Source organism: Rhodanobacter sp. G2-10 (genome assembly GCF_055809185.1).
Genome location: NZ_CM147900.1, coordinates 1,971,374 through 1,988,447, shown reverse-complemented (window position 1 = coordinate 1,988,447; position 17,074 = coordinate 1,971,374). Strand labels below are relative to the sequence as shown.

Here is a 17,074-nt window from a genome sequence, read left to right as displayed (position 1 = left end):
TTCAGTCGTCGTCATCGAGCTGCAGCACCTCGCCTGGCTGGATCGAGTGTCCCTTCAGGTTGTTCAGTTGCTGCAGCGCTGCCACGCTTGTCGCGTTGTGGTGCGCAATTTGCCAAAGGCTTTCGCCACGCTTGACGACATGGGTTCGGTGTTGATGCTGGACACCCGGTGTCCGCTTGGTCGTGGTGGCCGGCGACGTCGGGCCGACGGCAGCGACGTCTGATGCTTCCCGTGCGGCAGTACGGAAACGTTCGGCACGGTTCGAGGGCAGAATCAGGTACGACGCATAAGCGGTGTCGATCGTTTTTCCGTGAAATGCCGAGTTGAGTTGCTTGAGCGGGGCTACCGGCATGTCGGCGAGCTCGGCGGCTCGGGCAAATGTCATGGACCGTGTCAGAGGTACCTGTACCAGACGTTCGGTATCCGGCAGCAGCGGCAACTGCACATGGAAGCGTTCCGGCTCGCGCACGACGCAGGCGATCGCCAGCAGTTTGGTCAGATGCTCACGCGTGATCCGGGGTACCGGCAGATCGGGAATCACCGGCTCGTCAGCTGGCGAACCGTATTGGCGGACAAGCTTGCGCAGCTTGAACTCGCCCGTGTTGTAGGCGTAATCGGCCATTCGCCAATCCTTGAAATGCTCGTGGTATTGCTCCAGCAACTTCATCACGGCATGAGTGGCGGCAGGTATGTCGAATCGACCGTCGTAGTGGCGATTCACCTGCAAACTCAGTGACCGGGCAGTGATCGGCATGATCTGCCACATGCCGGCAGAGTGATACCTGCGTCCCGGAGCGGGCCGGTAGTGGCTCTCGACCCACGGCAGCAGCACGAATTCGCCGGGTACATCGTATTGCGACGCCACCTGCTGCACGTAGTCGAGGCGCGGCAGCGCCTGACGCATTGTTTGCTCGAAAAGCTTGTGGTTTCGCGTGTAGCGGTTCGCCCACTTGAGCACCGACGGATCGGCGTTGCAGTCAGGCATGGCGAAACTGCGACGCAATCGGTCCCAGACGTCGGTGGCGGCTGCCGGCGCGGGCATGCTCTCCGTGGCAGGCGGCGCCGGGAGTTTCGCCGAGACGGGGGCAGCGGCGGCAGGAGGAGTGGAAGGTGTCTTTGGAGCGACACCGGCGCAGGCCGCCAGCAAGGCAGGAATGACCAACGGGAGAATAAGTCGCGTCGGCCTGTTCATGCGCGGTAGGCATCTTTTGCTGCACGTATGGCCGCAAAGCGGGCGACACGGTCGCCCGTGACTCCACGTTCGGTGCACCACTTGATCACGCCGGCGGAGTCGGCGCGCAGGAACGGATTGGTCGCCAACTCCTCGGCCAGTGCGATCGGCAACGTTGGCTGGTCGTTGTTGCGCAGGCGGGCAACTTGCTGTCGCCGTGATTGCAACCGGAGATTGTCCGGCTCCACCTCGTTCGCGAAGTGACCATTGGCTTCGGTGTATTCATGGCCGGCGCATACGAGAGTCGCGCCCGGCAGTGCGGCCAGGTGATCCAGCGAAGAGAGCATTTGCGCTGGCGTACCCTCGAACAACCGGCCGCAGCCGAGGCTGAACAGGGTGTCGCCGCACAACAACAACCCGGCACCGACGTAGCCGACGTGGCTGAGTGTGTGCCCGGGTATGGCCAGCACATCGAAACCGACCTCCGGCGCGGTCAGTTCGATGCGGTCGCCATCGGCTACCCGGTGTGTCGTACAAGCGGTGCGGTCGTCAGCGGGCGCGTAAACGGGGGCCGCATGGCGATGCTGCAGCGTGGCGGCGCCACCGATGTGGTCAAGATGGTGATGAGTCAGCAGGATGGCTCGCAATTGCAGCTGTCGAGCGCGCAGTGCGCGTTCCACCACCTCGGCGTCACCTGGATCGACGACGATGGCGTGGCCGTCATCGTCGTGAATCAGCCAGATGTAGTTGTCAGCCAGGGCCGGTAGCGGTATCAGTTGCAAAGCGGTTCCCGCGGTGTTCGATTGGCAATGGGCAGGATGTCCGATGCCGCCTCGATCAACGACAGATGAAGGCTTGTCGGTGCGCGTGAGGCGGTTGACTATAGACGGGCATCGGCGGCAGTTCGTTAGCGTGACGTTAACGTGCGACCTGGGTGTTCAGTTGCGTGCGGTAGTTCGCTTGCAACTGCGATCATGCGCAATGAGCCGCTAAACTGACGGTTCGCGAGCCAATCCGGAATTGCGTGAATGCATCAGCATGACAACGACCTCTATGTCAGTGCCCCGCTGCGCCAATTGCGGGCGGCACAGGCACGGGTGCTGATGCCCGAATTGCAGCGCTGTTTCGGTGAGCATGCGTTGCTGTTGAGTGCCGCGCGCGATGACACGCCGCCGCCATTGCCGATGTTGAGCTGCTGGACCCGGCTGTGCCTGGAGCGGGATCGCTATACGGGTGATTTGCGGGCGGCGGCAGATGAGCCCTTGCCGTTCGTCGACGATGCGTTCGACCTGGTACTGCTCAGGCACGCGCTGGAGGTTTCGGCGACGGCACCGGCATTGCTCACTGATGCGATCCGGGTGTTGGCACCCGGTGGTGTTCTCGCACTGACGGGTATTCACCCCGTCAGCGGGTGGACGCCGTGGTTACGCTGGCAGCCACAGGGACGATCACTCAGCCTGCAAATGCCGTTGCAACTGCAGCGGCATCTGCGGCAGGCCGGGCTTGATGTCGAACTGACACAGAGAGTGGGCCGGGGTTGGCCGGGACAACTGAAATCAGATGGGATGTCGCGGAACGTATTTGGTGGAGGCTATGTCTTGATCGCACGAAAGCACAGGCGGCAAGGCACGCCCCTGAGAATCAAGCCGATCAGTGTGGCAGTACCTGCCGCCCGCCAGTTGTCGCCGAGCACCCGGCGCAGTGCGGCCATGCAAACAACGGGAACAGCGTGAACAGCAATGAGTGAAGTGGAAGCATTTACTGACGGAGCATGCCTGGGCAACCCGGGCCCGGGCGGCTGGGCCGCGCTGCTGCGTGCAAAAGGCAATGAACGCCTGCTGGCTGGTGGCGAGGCCGACACCACCAATAACCGGATGGAGTTGATGGCGGCCATTGGCGCATTGGAAGCGCTCAAGCGCCCGTGTGTGGTGACCCTTACCACCGACTCGCGCTATGTCATGCAGGGCATCGAGCAATGGATGCCGAAGTGGCGCGCCAATGGCTGGCGCACGGCCGATCGGAAGCCGGTAAAGAACCAGGACTTGTGGCTGCGCTTGTCAGACGCCGTGGGCGCGCACCAGGTACGTTGGAAATGGGTCAAGGGACACAACGGCCATGTCGAGAACGAGCGCGTGGACCAGGCCGCTCGTGAGCAAGCAGAGCTGATCAGGGAAAGCGCATGAGGCAAGTCGTGCTTGATACGGAAACCACCGGTCTCGAAGTCCGTCAGGGGCATCGACTGGTGGAAATAGCCTGTGTCGAGATGGTCGAGCGCCGGCTCACCGGACAGACCTATCAGACCTACCTCAACCCGGATCGGGCGATCGACGAAGGGGCCCGTCAGGTGACCGGCATCGAGGATGAGTTCCTGCTCGACAAACCGCGTTTCGGCGATGTGGTGGATGAATTCCTGGCCTTCATCGAAGGCGCGGAGCTGGTGATCCACAACGCCAGTTTCGATATCGGGTTTCTCGATGCCGAGCTGGCGCGGCTGGGCCCCGCGCGCGGCTGCATTGGCGATCATTGCACCGTACTCGACACCCTTGCGATGGCTCGGGAACGTTATCCCGGCCAGCGCAACAGTCTCGACGCCCTGTGCAAGCGGCTTGGGGTGGACAGCTCGCGCCGCGAGCTGCACGGTGGTCTGATCGACGCCCAGTTGCTGGCCGATGTCTATCTGGCCATGACGTCGGGGCAGGTGGGCCTCGATCTCGGTTTCGATGCAGCCACGGAACAACGCGCCGCCGCCACGGTAGCTCCGGTCATCCTGCAGGTTCGTCCGCGCGTACTGCGTGCCTCGGTCGAAGAGCTGCGAACTCACGAGCAGCGCCTCGATGCGCTGGACAAGAGTGCCGGTGGTCAATGCCTTTGGCGTCGCCCAAACTGACCGATATCAGAGACCTTCGCGTTTGTCAGCGACAGCGGACGATGACAACCGTGATGTTGTCATCGCCGCCGGCATCGAGGGCCGCCAGCAACAGTTGATCGACACATTCCTGCGCAGCCAATTCAGAACGCGCGATGGTTCGCGCGATCGCTGCCTTGTCGACACACTCCGTCAGTCCGTCCGTGCACATCAGGAACGCCATGCCGGGTTCGATCGTGCCCCGGGCGATGCCGATCTGCAGTTGTTCGGTCGCAGTGACCCCGAGCGCCTGGGTGAGCAGGTTGCGTTGTGGATGTCGCGAGGCTTGTGCGGGATCGAGCTGTCCCGCTTCGACCAGGGCTTGCACCAGCGAGTGGTCGTGGCTGATCTGACGCAGGGTCTGCTTCCACAGGTAGATCCTGCTATCGCCGACCCAAGCCACTTCGTAGCTGTCACCGATGATGCGCAGGGCGGCGATCGTGGTCCCCATGGGCAGCATGTCGAAACTGGGTCGGGCATGCGCGAGCAGGCGATCGGCAGCGCCATTGACCGCCTCGATCAGCCCGCATCCCGATTCGACCAATTCGACCAGCGCGTCACGAACAAGCGCCGATGCCACTTCACCGTGCTGGTGCCCGCCCATGCCGTCAGCGACCAGAAACAGGCCGAGCGAGGCATCGGCGTAGTACGTATCCTCGTTGCGCGTACGGCGCAGGCCGACGTGTGTTCCGTGTCCGAGTTCGATCATTGGGCTTCAATCAAGACAAGCTGCCGCAGCATGCCGCAAGCTCGGGTTATTGTCACGATACTCAGGCTCGCGTATGATTCCCGGCTCGCATGCGCCACCATGCATCCCATCGGAGAGGTGGCAGAGTGGTCGAATGTACCTGACTCGAAATCAGGCGTAGGTGAATAGCCTACCGTGGGTTCGAATCCCACCCTCTCCGCCAGATACGCAAAGCGCCCCAGATGGGGCGTTTTGCGTATCTGGCGGAGAGGGTGGTGTGGACGAACCCACCGGTGACACGGCACCTCCTGTGCCTCGCCCTTCGGGCCATCGACTACGTCGATGCTCGCTCCGGCATCCTGCCTGCGCAGTCGACAAATTCGTCTGGAACGACAAGGCCAGCCGCAGGCTGGCCCCGGAGCGCGCAGCGCGTAGGGGTTTGGCCCATGGATGGGCCAAACAATCCCCGCAGACCCCACGCCGCCCCGCGCTCCATCGAAGCTCGCGTTTTGCGTATCTGGCCGAGAGGCTGGTGTGGACGATCCCGCTAGGCACGTCAGCCACCCCGCCTCCCAAAAATCAGGGGCCGCATTCGCGGCCCCTGCTCCTGTAACGGCTCACTCTATCTTCAGAACTTGTACGTACCCGTCAGGCTGACCACGTCGCCCTTGTCCTTGAACTTGCCATCCATGTGTCCGGCACCCAGACCAAGCTGGTTGGTCATGTGTACGCGAGCGTCGCTGACGAACTGGTGCTGGTAGCCGAAATCGATCGCCAGGTGGTTGGTGGGCTGGTAGCCGAAACCGAAGCCGAGCAGTCGACGATTGCCGTCGGGGATGCGCGGATCGCGGCTGACGATGTTGGTCGGTGACTGGTCGTAACCCACACCGGCACGCAAGGTCCACTGGTCACTCAGCTTGTAGTCGCCGCCCACCGAGTAGACCCAGGTGTTCTTGTACTTTTCCGGCAGGGTGATCAAGGTCTGCCCGTTGGATTTCAGCGTGAGGTTCTTGAAGTTTGACCAGCCGGTCCACTTGATCGACGCGGCCAAGCTGAACTGGTCATTGAATGCATGCAGCCAGTCCAGGCTGGCAAAGGCAGGCGTGTTGAGCGTCGCGCTCGCCTGGCCGCCGTTCGGATCGAGCACCGGCAGCCCCGCAGTCGGAGCGAGGAGCGGGCCCCCAACGATGAGCTGCTTGCCCAGGGAGCCACCGTAGATCGCGTAATCGCCACCCAAGGTCTGGTTGATCCTGGAGTGGTAGCTCAAGCCAATGCTGTCGGCAGCAGTCGGTTTGAACTCGAAGCCGGCAAAATAGCCGACCGCAGTTTTCTTGAGATTTACGTTGAGCTGCTCATCGGCGCCTTGCGGAGGTCCATACGGCGACGGCGCGCCCATGGCACCGAACAAGGCTGTCGCGGTGCCGGTGGTGTCCAGTACGGTGTTCAGTTGGGCCTTGGTGCGCTGGCCGACCACGCCCACGCCGATGGAGAACTGGTCGTTGACCTTGAAGCCGGCGGACAGGCTCAGGGCGATCGACTGCAGGCTGGTCTTGGTACCAAAGTAGCGTCCTTGCCAGGTGGGGCTGTATTCGCTGGCCAGGCCAAATGGCACGGAGAGGCTGCCGCCCACGCTCAGGCGATCGGTGATCGGCGCCACGAACGCGATATTGGGAAACGGGACGAACTTGCCGAAGCCGTCGGGGTTGTCGCCAGTGACGGGGGCGCCCGTCACGTCGGTGAAGCTGCCTTCGAATTTGGCGCTGGGCCGAATGCCGGTACCGGTGATCTGCAGGACTGGCGCGTCGAAGAAAGCCATCGCCGCCGGGTTGTTGTAGGCCGCGGTCGGGTCATTGGCGAACAGCGAACCACCGGCGTTGGCGCGAGCCCAGCCAGCGGCGTTGTCTGTCGGCAGTTGGAACGAACCGGCTTGCGCTTGCAGAGGCATGGCCAATGCGCCGGCAACTGCCAGGGCGAGGCTGGCCTGCGTTCCAAGTCGGACTAGGCGTTGTGGAATTTGACGGTTCAAGTGGATTCTCCTGTGACTTGATGATCCGATTCGTATGGTTGTCGTCGGATTGAGATGAGGCGTTGGTCGGGGTACTGCTTTCGATGATGATTGTCGTGTTACCGGTACGGGTTGTTCAGGAGGTCAGCCCTCCTTCTTTCAGCCACTCCAACGGGGTCGCTTGCTGGGGTGGTTCCTGCTCTGGCGAGACCTGGGCTTCGGCGCTGGCTTGGGCGGTGCTGCTGTCGAGCTCCAGCACGCGCTCGATCACGTTGAGCTGCTCCGGCGTGCCGAACGGTGCGGTGAGGATCGGCGCCAGCAGGGAAACCAGTCGGGCCAGCAATTCGGTGTCATTGATCTCTTCGCCCTGGCTGATGCTGGCGATCAGAGCTTGCATGTCCTCGCCGGCCAGCATTCCGGAGAGTGCCTTCAGCGCAAAGTGCAGGCGTAGTCCGAGCTCCTGACGCGGCAACGCGGGCAGGGCGCGTGAAAAGGCCTCGAAGAAGCGTCCGGAGATCGGGCGGTAGTGGGCTTCCAAGTAGGTACGGATGAATGGCGATGGGTCGCTGTAGACGCGCCCCAGCAGTCGCATGAAGGCCGGCCCGGAGGTATCGCCGTGACTGAGTCGAAATGCAGGGATGAACAGCATCGCAAGCACAGCAGCTGCGTCCAATCCGATCGCCGGTTCCTGCTCGCAGGCGCTGAGCAACTGCAGGCGTTCGCGGTTGAGTCGGTCCAGGCGCTGCGCCAGCACTTCCTGCATCAGCGCCTCCTTGCTGCCGAAGTGATAGTTCACCGCGGCCAGGTTGGCGCCGGCACGTGCCGTGATATGGCGTAGCGACATCGCTTCGTAGCCACTCTCGATGAACAGCCATTCGGTGGCTTCGAGCAGGCGCTTGCGCGTGTCGCTTTGGCTGGTGCGTTGAGTCCTGCCCAAAGTGTGCCCCCGTGACGCGCCGTGGAAACATCGTTCACTACCGCTTCAAATGCAAATTTGAAACATGTGTATGAACGTTAACTGGGGCCCACGACACAGGCAAGTTGCAGCGCAAGGTAGTTCCAGTGCCGTCAACTGCCCCGCGGGAGAAGAGGCCTTGACCCCCGGAAGTATTGCCCAGCCTGCAGGACGGCGCGACGTCCTGCCCTGCCGACAAGCAATAGGGCCGGATATGTTCGGCCCTATTGCTGCGATGCAACATCAATCGCTGGGGAGCTGTTCAGCCAAGTCGTATCAGCTGGCCTTCTTTTTCGCCAGTCGCAGCCAGGTATCGACCACCGTATCGGGATTGAGGGAAATCGACTCGATCCCCTGTTCCATCAGCCATTCAGCCAGATCGGCGTGATCGCTAGGGCCCTGGCCGCAAATGCCGATGTACTTGCCCTTGCTACGTGCCGCCTTGATCGCCATCGCCAGCAGCTTCTTCACCGCCGGATTGCGCTCGTCGAACAGGCTGGCGACGATGCTCGAGTCGCGATCCAGGCCAAGCGTGAGCTGGGTGAGGTCGTTGGAGCCGATCGAGAAGCCATCGAAGATGTCGAGGAACTCGTCGGCGAGAAGCGCATTCGAGGGTACCTCGCACATCATGATGACCTTCAGTCCGTGCTCGCCCTGCTTGAGGCCATTGCTGGCGAGGACGTCGATCACCTTGCGGCCTTCGTCCAGGGTGCGCACGAACGGGATCATCGCCCATATGTTGTCCAGCCCCATCACCTCGCGCACGTGCTTGAGGGCTTTGCATTCCAGGCTGAATGCCTCGGCAAAGCTGGGGTCGACATAACGGCTGGCGCCGCGGAAACCGATCATCGGGTTCTCTTCGTGCGGCTCGTATTTGGAACCGCCAAGCAACCCGGCGTATTCGTTGGACTTGAAGTCGGACAGGCGCACGATCACCGGCTTCGGATAGACCGACGCAGCGATGGTGGCAATGCCTTCACCCAGTCGCTGCACATAGAACTCGACCGGACCGGGGTAGCCGGCGATGCGCTCGTCGATCTTCGCCTTGATCTCGGCATCCTGCTTGTCGTATTCCAGCAGTGCCTTGGGGTGCACGCCAATGTGGCTGGCGATGATCATCTCGAGGCGGGCCAGGCCGATGCCGGCGTTGGGCAGTTGGCCAAAGTCGAACGCGCGCTCGGGGTTGGCCACATTCATCATGACCTTCAGTGGCGCCTCGGGCATGTCGCCCAGATCGGCGGTAATGCGCTCGAACTTCAGGATGCCCTCGTAGATGGTGCCGGTGTCGCCCTCTGCGCAGGATACCGTGACATCGACACCGTCGGGAATCAGTTCCAGTGCGTTGCCGGTACCCACTACAGCGGGTACGCCAAGCTCGCGGGCGATGATCGCCGCATGACAGGTACGCCCGCCACGGTTCGTGACGATGGCCGAGGCGCGCTTCATAACCGGCTCCCAATCGGGGTCGGTCATGTCGGCGATCAGCACGTCACCGGCTTGTACCTTGTTCATGTCGGAGAGCGAACGGATCACCCGCGCCTTGCCGGCGCCGATCTTCTGGCCGATCGAGCGACCTTCGGCCAGCACCTGGCCCTTTTCGCTCAGGTGGAAGCGCTCAAGCTGGGTGGCGTGCGAGCGGGACTTCACGGTTTCCGGGCGCGCCTGCACGATGTAGATCTTGCCGGTGTTGCCGTCCTTGGCCCACTCGATGTCCATCGGACGATCGTAGTGCTTCTCGATGATGAGGGCCTGGCGGGCAAGTTCCTGCACATCCTCGTCGTCGATGCAGAATTTGTTGCGTAGGTCGTTCGGCGTGTCTTCGGTGCGAACCCGTTCGCCGGGCGCATCGGAATACACCATGCGCAATTGTTTGGCGCCCAGGTTGCGACGCAGGACAGCTGGCTTGCCATCGCGCAGGGTCGGCTTGAACACGTAGAACTCGTCGGGATTGACGGCGCCTTGCACGACCATTTCACCGAGGCCGTAGGAGCCGGTGACGAATACCACGTCGCGGAAACCTGATTCGGTGTCCAGCGTGAACAGCACGCCGGAAGCACCGATATCCGAGCGCACCATCAATTGCACGCCGGCGGAAAGGAACACGTCCTCGTGCTTGAAGCCCTGGTGCACGCGATAGGCGATGGCACGGTCGTTGTACAGCGAGGCAAAGACTTCCTTCACCTTGTGCAGCACATCGTCGATGCCGACCACGTTGAGGAAGGTCTCCTGCTGGCCGGCGAACGAGGCATCGGGCAGATCTTCGGCCGTGGCCGAGGAACGAACTGCCACGGCGATGTCGTCGGCACCCGCGTCCTTGCACAACGCGACGTAGGCCTCCCGAATGGCTTGCTCGAGTTCGGCAGGCAAGGCGGTGTCGACGATCCAGCCGCGGATTTCCTTGCCGGCTGCCACCAGGGTGTCGACATCGTCGACATCGAGGTGTTCCAGGCGATCCTGGATGCGTTTGGCCAGGCCGCTTTTTTCCAGATACTGCTGGAACGCATCCGCCGTGGTCGCAAAGCCCCCGGGTACGGAGACGCCGAGCTTGGCCAGGTTGCCGATCATCTCGCCGAGCGAGGCGTTCTTGCCGCCGACCTTGCCCAGGTCAGTCATGCGCAGTTTGTCGAGCCACAGCACCAGATCGTTCAAGGGTGTCTCCTCGGGAATGCCTGAAGGTAGGGATGATGGAGGTGAAGCGCAGTCGCCGGGCGGCCTGCGAAGAACTGGTATTGTCCGCTGTCGATGGTGCATAGCACAAGAAGACCAATGTCAGGCGATGTCATTCCAACCCGATACCAGTCAGCGGGCGGTCAATCGGCGACAGCGTTTGATGCTTGCGCTAAGGTGCCGGAAAGTGCCCTCTGGTCGACGGAATTCCGCATGCAGCGAAACGTGTTTTTCATCTCCGATTCCACTGGTATTACCGCCGAGACGATCGGCAACAGCATCCTTGCGCAGTTCGAGGGCGTGAAGTTCGACAAGCATCGGCTGCCGTTCATCGACAATGCGCACAAGGCTGAGGTGGCCGCGCTGCGGATCAAGACCAATTACGCGCAAACCGGCAGGCGTCCCATCGTGGTCAACACCATGGCCGATCGCGCGCTGTGCGACATCGTAGCGACCAGCGGCGCCCTGATGCTGGATGTGTTCGCGCCGTTCATTGGTCCGCTGGAGGAGGAATTGGACACGCGGCGTTCCGGTGCGGTCAATCGGTCCCATGGCATGGTCGACTTCGACAAGTACGAGGCGCGCATCAACGCCACGAATTACGCCTTGTCGCACGACGACGGCATTGACGTGAATTACGAGGATGCCGACCTCATCCTGGTCGGCGTGTCACGCTCAGGCAAGACGCCTACCTGCCTGTACATGGCCTTGCATTACGGCGTCAGCGCCGCCAACTACCCCCTGACCGACGAGGATCTCGAAAAGCTGGAATTGCCCGCGCGACTCCGACCTTACAAGGATCGGCTTTACGGATTGACGATCGACTCGGTTCGCCTCGCGCAGATCCGCGAACAACGTCGCGCCGGCAGTCGCTATGCCACGCTCAAGCAGTGTCGCTGGGAGCTGGAGCAGGCGGATCGCCTGATGCGCCAGGCCGGCATTCCCAGCCTGAATACCACTCACGTGTCGATCGAGGAGATCGCCAGCAAGATCTTCGACCGCTTCGGAATCGAGCGGACGATGTTCTAGATAGCAGATTGGAGTTTTCGCACCACGCATGAGCGCCGTACTGGACAATCGCCACAGCCTTCTGCCGGGACGTTTCGAGTTCCTGATGGGGCTGTATGCGGAAAACTATCATCGGCTGAGCCGGTTGTTCGCGCCGCAGGAACTGGCGCCGGGTCGCTACGTTTCGCGCGTGGAGGACAGCCTCGACGTGCATCTGCATGTGCAGGAGCGCCACCCGTACACGCTGGAGCTTGAGCTGACCTACGACTTCGTCGATGCGCAAACGGGCAATCGGGCGCCGTCGGCGCAGTTGCGCATGTATACCGACGCGCATGTGGCCGAGGCTCTGCATTGCCATCCGGGCCGGCACCTGTGGCAGGTATTGGGGCCATTCTCGCCTGCGCATACGGTATTCGAGCATCGCTTGCGCATGAGCCGTTTCCTGTCGCGCTGGCTGGAGTATCTGGCCGGACAAAGGCACGGCATCGACACGCTGAAGCCCGTGGAATGATTCGCTGGTGAAGGCTGGTATTCGTGTGCTTGGCTCGGCGCCGAAGCGGCCGGTTTCGACATTCCAGACTCGAAAGGTTGAACGAAGCCGAACGAGAGCCGGCGGGCAGAGCCCGCCCTACGGCCGCGATGTCCGTGGGTTCCGTGCATCAGTGCAAAATGTGATCGCGAGAGAGCTTGGCCGCGGATCAACTGCAGGCAACAAAAAGCCCGCGCGAGGCGGGCTTCTTGTCTGGATAGTGGCGGAGTGGACGGGACTCGAACCCGCGACCTCCGGCGTGACAGGCCAGCATTCTAACCAACTGAACTACCACTCCGCAGTTGCAACTTGTCTTCCAGCTTTGCGAGCCAACTTGGCGTCCCCACGGGGATTCGAACCCCGGTCGCCACCGTGAAAGGGTGGTGTCCTAGGCCTCTAGACGATGGGGACAGATCAAGTTGGTGGAGCCAGGCGGGATCGAACCGCCGACCTCCTGCATGCCATGCAGGCGCTCTCCCAGCTGAGCTATGGCCCCGCCGCTGGAAGCCGCAAAGAATAGGTTGGACCTTGCTATCCGTCAAGCCTTTTTTCGCCAAACCGGACAATGGCGTCGTCGGGATCGTGCCGTGCCCATCGCCAGCGGAACAGGATCTTGCCCGGCACTCGTTTATGCTGCCACGACGAGCGTGACTGCATAAGGTGGACGATGCACGAAATCGGCTTCATCCGTGACCTGGCCCTGGTGATGCTGGTGGCAGGGGCTACCACGATCCTGTTCCAGCGCATGCGCCAGCCGGTGTTGCTGGGTTACATCCTTGCCGGCGTGCTGATCGGCCCGCATACGCCGGGCGTGCTGGTTGGCGATGCGCAGGCGATCGACGACATCTCCAATCTCGGCGTGGTGCTGTTGATGTTCACGCTGGGACTGGAGTTCAGTGTGCGCAAATTGCGCGAAGTCGGCATCGGGGTGCTTGCGGTCGCGGTGGGCGAAGTGGGGCTGATGCTGTGGATCGGCTTCGGCATCGGCAGCGCTTTCGGCTGGAAGGGCATGGATGCGCTTTTCCTCGGTGCCATCATTTCCTTGTCATCGACCATGGTGGCCACGCGCACCTTGTCCGAGAACGGCCAGCGCAGCCAGCCATTCGCGCAATTGGTAGTGGGCCTGCTGGTGGCCGAAGACATGCTGGCGATCGTGATGCTGACCCTGCTCACCGCCGTGGCGATCGGCGGCTCGGTACAGGCAGAGGCCGCCTTCACGCTGATCGGCCATCTGGGCCTGTTCGTGGTGGTGGGAATGATCCTGGGCTTGCTGCTGCTGCCGCGGCTTGTGGACTACGTGGCCGGGTTCGGACGTGATGAAACACTCCTGGTCAGCGTGCTGGGCATCTGTTTCGGCGCCAGCCTGATGGCCGTGTGGATGGGTTTCAGTGTTGCGCTGGGCGCCTTCCTGGCCGGCGCGGTGGTGGCCGAATCGCGCAGCGTGGGGCGCGTGATGCATCTGGTGGAGCCCTTGCGCGACATGTTTGCGGCGCTGTTTTTCGTGGCGATCGGGCTGAAGATCGATCCAGCCATGCTGCTGCAGTACGCCTTGCCGGCGCTGTTGATTGCCGGCGTGGTGATTGTCGGCAAGACCGTGGCATGCAGCCTGGGTTTCTTCGTGGTCGGACGCGAGCCGCGGACCGCCATGCGGGCCGGATTGGGGATGGCGCAGATCGGTGAATTCTCGTTCGTGATTGCCACGCTGGGGCTTTCGCTCGGCGTCATCAGCGACTTCATCTATCCGGTGGCCGTGGCGGTCTCGGTGTTGTGCATGGCCGTGTCGCCATACATGTCGCGTTCCGCCAACAGCCTGGTCTCGGGGCTCAGGGCAATAACGCCACGGCCCGTGCTGCTGCTGGCAAGCAGCTACAGCGGTTGGCTGGAACACCTGAAGCCGGTGAACGAGAATGCGGCGCTGGCAGCGATTTTCCGTCGGCTGCTGTGGCATATCGGGGTCAATATCCTGTTTGTCGTCACCCTGTTTATGGTCGGCGCCTACGTCAACGCGCACGGCTGGACCTGGTTTTCCACCATCGGCATCGGGCGCGAGATGCGCCATACCCTGATCTGGGCGTGCGCGCTGTTCCTTTCGCTGCCGATGCTGATTGCGGTGTACCGCAAGGCCGAGGCGCTGGGCATGCTGCTTGCCGAGATCGGCATCCGTGAGCGGTTTGCGCGCTCCTATACCCACGCCATTCGCAATGTGCTGGCGCGACTGATTCCGCTGGCAACGCTCGTGCTGCTGGCCATATTGCTGAGTGCGCTGAGCTCGGCCATCCTGCCGCCGCGCGGCATTGCGCTGTCCCTGATCGTGGCAGGCGTGGTCTTGGCCGTGGTGTTGTGGCGGGGGCTGGTACAGATGCACGCGCGCCTGCAGGCCGCCTTGAAGGAAACCCTGAGCAAGCCGGAGCTCCCTGGAGACGGGGAGGGCTGAACCTTTATCCCGAGTGACGGTCACAGCGTCCAGTCGTTGCCAAGAGAGGATTGGCACCGCACAATGCGTGGCCTGCCTCCACCGGGGGGCTCTGGCCGGTTCTGCCGGCGTTTCCATTTAATGAGGGAGTTACGAATGAAGCACTTTTCGCATCCCATGCTGACGGCGGTTGCGCTGACCGTTGCGCTGGGCATGACCGCGGGCGCTTACGCCCAGACTGCCAAGACCGGCACCGCCGCTCCCGTTGACAAAGCCAAGGCCAGTTACGTGTTCGGTTACTACAAGATGGGCGAGGCCGTGCCGCCGATCTTGCGTGAAGAGCTGGATCCAGCCGCCGTTGCTCGTGGTGTGCAGGCTGCACTGTCAAATCAGAAATCGACGGTGAGCGAGGACGACGCCAAGCAGGTGTACGAAGCGTTCATGACCAAGGTGCAGAACAAGTTCGAGGCCGAGCGCGCCAAGGAAGCAGCCAAGAACAAGGCCGAAGGCGACGCCTTCTTCGCCAAGAACAAGAAAGCTCCGGGTGTGAAAACCACGGCATCCGGCCTGCAGTACAAGGTGATCACTCCGGGTACTGGGGCGCGTCCGGGCCCGAACGACACGGTGGAGATCAACTACACCGGCTCCTTCCTCGACGGTCAGGTGTTCGATTCATCCGCCAAGCATGGCCCCAAGCCGGCGTCGATCCCCGTTGCGAACGTGATTCCCGGCTTCCGCGAAGGCCTGCAGCTGATGCAGGTTGGTGGGCATTACAAGCTGTTCATTCCGTCGTCGCTGGCCTACGGTGCCGAACCGCAGCCGCCAATGCCGCCGAATCAGACGCTGATTTTTGACGTGACCCTGGTCAAGACGGGCCCGACTCCGGCGGGCGCAGCGCCCGCGGACGGCCAGTAACTCCGCAGATTCCTAGCGGCACGCAGAAGGGCGCGAAGCGATTCGCGCCCTTCTGCTTTTCTTCGGCGGCGAGCCCCACGGTGCCCTTGCGGCGTTAGAATAGGCGGTTCAATTCCAAGGGAATCGTCACGAAGATGATGAAGGTCACGATCTTCGGCACTGGCTATGTGGGACTGGTAACCGGCGCTTGCCTGGCCGAGATGGGCAACCAGGTGCTCTGCGTCGATGTCGACAGCTCCAAGGTGGAGCGCCTGAGACGCGGTGAAATTCCGATCTACGAACCCGGCCTCGAATCCATCGTGCGTCGCAACCACGCGGACGGGCGACTGGACTTCACCACCGAACCGGAAGCAGCCATCACCCATGGAGAGCTGATCTTCATTGCAGTGGGTACACCCCCGGACGAGGATGGCAGCGCGGACCTCAAGTATGTCCAGGAAGTGGCCAGGACCATTGGCCGGCACCTGGATCGGTATGCCGTGGTGGTGAACAAGTCGACGGTGCCGGTCGGTACGGCCGACAAGGTGCGCGAGACGATCACCGCGGAGCTCGCCGCGCGTGGCGCCAGCGTCGAGTTCGACGTGGTGTCCAACCCCGAGTTCCTGAAGGAAGGCGCCGCCGTGGACGACTGCTTGCGTCCGGATCGCATCATCGTGGGGTCTTCAAGCGCGCGGGCGGTAGACGTGTTGCGCAAGCTGTACGCGCCGTTCAATCGCAATCACGATCGCATGGTAGTGATGGATGAGCGCTCGGCCGAACTGACCAAGTACGCCGCCAATGCGATGCTGGCCACCAAGATCAGCTTCATGAACGAGATCGCCAACATCGCCGAACGGGTGGGCGCCGATGTGGAGCTGGTGCGACAGGGTATCGGCTCCGACCCCCGCATCGGTTATCACTTCATCTACGCCGGTGCCGGCTATGGCGGCTCGTGCTTTCCCAAGGACGTGCAGGCGCTGGAGCGTACTGCGCACGGCCATGGCTACCAAGCGCGCTTGCTCGGTGCGGTCGAGGCCGTCAACCGCCAGCAAAAGGGAAAGCTGTTCGATTTGATCTCTCGCCACTTCGACGGGCAACTGGCGGGCAAGACGATTGCGCTGTGGGGTTTGGCGTTCAAGCCGAACACGGACGACATGCGCGAGGCGCCCAGCCGGCGGCTGATGGAGGCGCTGTGGGAGGCGGGGGCGAAGGTCCGCGCCTACGACCCGGAAGCGCGGCAGGAAGCGGGCCGGTTGTATGGCGAACGTCCGGACCTGGTGCTGTGCGATGAGGCTGCTGCGGCGCTGCAAGGTGCCGACGCGCTGGTTGTCGTCACGGAGTGGAAAGCCTTCCGCAGTCCGGACTTCGCCCGTATCCGCGCGGCTTTGTCGGTACCGGTGATCTTCGATGGTCGCAATTTGTACGATCCGGCCACGGTGGAAGAGGCCGGTCTGGCTTATTACGGAATCGGCCGCGGTCGCAGTTTGAGGGTGTCACGATGAGTAGTGGCCGCGAAGAGCTGGATCGGCGGTTCGATGAGATGGAGGTCAGGCTCACCTTCATGGACGATACCGTGCAAGCGCTGACGTCGGCCGATGCCGACCTGTCGCAGCGCATAGCGGCCCTGGAGCGCGCCTTGCGAGACTTGCGCGGCGAGATGGCTTCCATGCGCGTTGCCCAGGGCGGCGACCCGCATGACGAGCCACCTCCGCCACACTACTGACTAGGAGCCTGTCGGACTTTGGTGGTCGAGGCGAGAATTCGGCTGTGCGAGGATAGACTTTCGACGGTTCGCCGGCCCATGGTGGTTCCATGGGCCAAGAATCGGCGGAAATATAG

15 protein-coding genes and 4 tRNA genes are annotated in these 17,074 nt (G+C 62.4%); 10 read left to right on the top strand and 9 right to left on the bottom strand.

Annotated features, from left to right (window positions below; genetic code table 11):
• Position 1 precedes the first annotated feature (1 nt).
• Both AC0L58_RS09140 and gloB read right to left on the bottom strand, forming a co-directional pair.
• On the bottom strand, positions 2–1,042 hold the full coding sequence (locus AC0L58_RS09140) for a transglycosylase SLT domain-containing protein (protein ID WP_473682661.1): 1,041 nt from the start codon (positions 1,040–1,042) through the stop codon (positions 2–4).
• Between the two features lie 146 nt (positions 1,043–1,188).
• Positions 1,189–1,953: a hydroxyacylglutathione hydrolase gene (gloB, locus tag AC0L58_RS09135; RefSeq protein WP_473682659.1), complete on the bottom strand. Its 765-nt coding sequence runs from the start codon at positions 1,951–1,953 to the stop codon at positions 1,189–1,191.
• A gap of 321 nt (positions 1,954–2,274) precedes the next feature.
• On the opposite strand from gloB, the gene AC0L58_RS09130 reads away from it, so the two are divergent.
• Genes AC0L58_RS09130 through dnaQ form a run of 3 tightly spaced genes read left to right on the top strand, consistent with a single transcriptional unit; the run spans position 2,275 to position 4,058 of the window.
• On the top strand, positions 2,275–2,904 hold the full coding sequence (locus AC0L58_RS09130) for a class I SAM-dependent methyltransferase (protein WP_473682657.1): 630 nt from the start codon (positions 2,275–2,277) through the stop codon (positions 2,902–2,904).
• Positions 2,905–2,910: 6 nt separating this feature from the next.
• Complete coding sequence (gene rnhA, locus AC0L58_RS09125) at positions 2,911–3,354, top strand: ribonuclease HI (RefSeq protein WP_473682655.1); 444 nt, start codon at positions 2,911–2,913, stop codon at positions 3,352–3,354.
• On the top strand, positions 3,351–4,058 hold the full coding sequence (dnaQ, locus tag AC0L58_RS09120; protein WP_473682653.1) for a DNA polymerase III subunit epsilon: 708 nt from the start codon (positions 3,351–3,353) through the stop codon (positions 4,056–4,058). Before rnhA ends, dnaQ begins: the two co-directional genes overlap by 4 nt.
• A 25-nt stretch (positions 4,059–4,083) precedes the next feature.
• Here the strand turns inward: dnaQ and AC0L58_RS09115 are convergent, their stop codons facing one another.
• The gene (locus AC0L58_RS09115; RefSeq protein ID WP_473682651.1) at positions 4,084–4,785 is read right to left on the bottom strand and encodes a PP2C family protein-serine/threonine phosphatase; all 702 of its coding nucleotides are present in this window, start codon (positions 4,783–4,785) and stop codon (positions 4,084–4,086) included.
• 111 nt (positions 4,786–4,896) lie between these two features.
• Here AC0L58_RS09115 and AC0L58_RS09110 point away from each other — a divergent pair.
• Positions 4,897–4,987, top strand: a tRNA-Ser gene (locus AC0L58_RS09110).
• A 405-nt stretch (positions 4,988–5,392) separates the two neighbouring features.
• Here the strand turns inward: AC0L58_RS09110 and AC0L58_RS09105 are convergent.
• From AC0L58_RS09105 to ppsA, 3 genes are all read right to left on the bottom strand, one after another.
• On the bottom strand, positions 5,393–6,709 hold the full coding sequence (locus AC0L58_RS09105; protein WP_473682649.1) for an outer membrane protein transport protein: 1,317 nt from the start codon (positions 6,707–6,709) through the stop codon (positions 5,393–5,395).
• A 196-nt stretch (positions 6,710–6,905) separates the two neighbouring features.
• On the bottom strand, positions 6,906–7,706 hold the full coding sequence (locus AC0L58_RS09100; protein ID WP_473682647.1) for a TetR/AcrR family transcriptional regulator: 801 nt from the start codon (positions 7,704–7,706) through the stop codon (positions 6,906–6,908).
• A 294-nt stretch (positions 7,707–8,000) separates the two neighbouring features.
• The gene (ppsA, locus tag AC0L58_RS09095) at positions 8,001–10,373 is read right to left on the bottom strand and encodes a phosphoenolpyruvate synthase (RefSeq protein WP_473682645.1); all 2,373 of its coding nucleotides are present in this window, start codon (positions 10,371–10,373) and stop codon (positions 8,001–8,003) included.
• A gap of 231 nt (positions 10,374–10,604) precedes the next feature.
• On the opposite strand from ppsA, the gene ppsR reads away from it, so the two are divergent.
• Together ppsR and AC0L58_RS09085 are read left to right on the top strand one after the other, a co-directional pair.
• On the top strand, positions 10,605–11,420 hold the full coding sequence (gene ppsR, locus AC0L58_RS09090; protein WP_473682643.1) for a posphoenolpyruvate synthetase regulatory kinase/phosphorylase PpsR: 816 nt from the start codon (positions 10,605–10,607) through the stop codon (positions 11,418–11,420).
• Positions 11,421–11,448: 28 nt separating this feature from the next.
• Positions 11,449–11,910: a DUF1249 domain-containing protein gene (locus tag AC0L58_RS09085; RefSeq protein WP_473682641.1), complete on the top strand. Its 462-nt coding sequence runs from the start codon at positions 11,449–11,451 to the stop codon at positions 11,908–11,910.
• 239 nt (positions 11,911–12,149) lie between these two features.
• Here AC0L58_RS09085 and AC0L58_RS09080 read toward each other — a convergent pair.
• The 3 genes from AC0L58_RS09080 to AC0L58_RS09070 all read right to left on the bottom strand — a co-directional run bounded on the left by AC0L58_RS09080 (position 12,150) and on the right by AC0L58_RS09070 (position 12,424).
• A tRNA-Asp gene (locus AC0L58_RS09080) sits at positions 12,150–12,226 on the bottom strand.
• A 37-nt stretch (positions 12,227–12,263) separates the two neighbouring features.
• A tRNA-Glu gene (locus AC0L58_RS09075) sits at positions 12,264–12,339 on the bottom strand.
• A 9-nt stretch (positions 12,340–12,348) separates the two neighbouring features.
• A tRNA-Ala gene (locus AC0L58_RS09070) sits at positions 12,349–12,424 on the bottom strand.
• Positions 12,425–12,595: 171 nt separating this feature from the next.
• Here AC0L58_RS09070 and AC0L58_RS09065 point away from each other — a divergent pair.
• The 4 genes from AC0L58_RS09065 (at position 12,596) to AC0L58_RS09050 (ending at position 16,958) form a co-directional block, all read left to right on the top strand.
• Positions 12,596–14,362, top strand: coding sequence for a cation:proton antiporter (locus AC0L58_RS09065; RefSeq protein ID WP_473682639.1), 1,767 nt, complete (start codon positions 12,596–12,598; stop codon positions 14,360–14,362).
• Positions 14,363–14,497: 135 nt separating this feature from the next.
• Positions 14,498–15,256 carry an FKBP-type peptidyl-prolyl cis-trans isomerase gene (locus AC0L58_RS09060; protein WP_473688657.1) on the top strand — a complete coding sequence of 253 codons (759 nt, stop codon included), beginning with the start codon at positions 14,498–14,500 and terminating at the stop codon, positions 15,254–15,256.
• A 137-nt stretch (positions 15,257–15,393) separates the two neighbouring features.
• Positions 15,394–16,737 carry a UDP-glucose dehydrogenase family protein gene (locus AC0L58_RS09055; RefSeq protein ID WP_473688655.1) on the top strand — a complete coding sequence of 448 codons (1,344 nt, stop codon included), beginning with the start codon at positions 15,394–15,396 and terminating at the stop codon, positions 16,735–16,737.
• Positions 16,734–16,958: a SlyX family protein gene (locus AC0L58_RS09050; protein WP_473682637.1), complete on the top strand. Its 225-nt coding sequence runs from the start codon at positions 16,734–16,736 to the stop codon at positions 16,956–16,958. Before AC0L58_RS09055 ends, AC0L58_RS09050 begins: the two co-directional genes overlap by 4 nt.
• The last annotated feature ends 116 nt before the right edge of the window (positions 16,959–17,074 follow it).

Bases quoted from the DNA above. Each gene is read 5' to 3' on its own strand.
- AC0L58_RS09140 (WP_473682661.1), bottom strand. From the start codon at position 1,042: ATGCCCGCGCCGGCAGCCGCCACCGACGTCTGGGACCGATTGCGTCGC.
- AC0L58_RS09130 (WP_473682657.1), top strand. From the start codon at position 2,275: ATGCCCGAATTGCAGCGCTGTTTCGGTGAGCATGCGTTGCTGTTGAGT.
- rnhA (WP_473682655.1), top strand. From the start codon at position 2,911: ATGAGTGAAGTGGAAGCATTTACTGACGGAGCATGCCTGGGCAACCCG.
- dnaQ (WP_473682653.1), top strand. From the start codon at position 3,351: ATGAGGCAAGTCGTGCTTGATACGGAAACCACCGGTCTCGAAGTCCGT.
- AC0L58_RS09115 (WP_473682651.1), bottom strand. From the start codon at position 4,785: ATGATCGAACTCGGACACGGAACACACGTCGGCCTGCGCCGTACGCGC.
- AC0L58_RS09105 (WP_473682649.1), bottom strand. From the start codon at position 6,709: ATGCCTCTGCAAGCGCAAGCCGGTTCGTTCCAACTGCCGACAGACAAC.
- ppsR (WP_473682643.1), top strand. From the start codon at position 10,605: ATGCAGCGAAACGTGTTTTTCATCTCCGATTCCACTGGTATTACCGCC.
- AC0L58_RS09085 (WP_473682641.1), top strand. From the start codon at position 11,449: ATGAGCGCCGTACTGGACAATCGCCACAGCCTTCTGCCGGGACGTTTC.
- AC0L58_RS09065 (WP_473682639.1), top strand. From the start codon at position 12,596: ATGCACGAAATCGGCTTCATCCGTGACCTGGCCCTGGTGATGCTGGTG.
- AC0L58_RS09060 (WP_473688657.1), top strand. From the start codon at position 14,498: ATGAAGCACTTTTCGCATCCCATGCTGACGGCGGTTGCGCTGACCGTT.
- AC0L58_RS09055 (WP_473688655.1), top strand. From the start codon at position 15,394: ATGAAGGTCACGATCTTCGGCACTGGCTATGTGGGACTGGTAACCGGC.
- AC0L58_RS09050 (WP_473682637.1), top strand. From the start codon at position 16,734: ATGAGTAGTGGCCGCGAAGAGCTGGATCGGCGGTTCGATGAGATGGAG.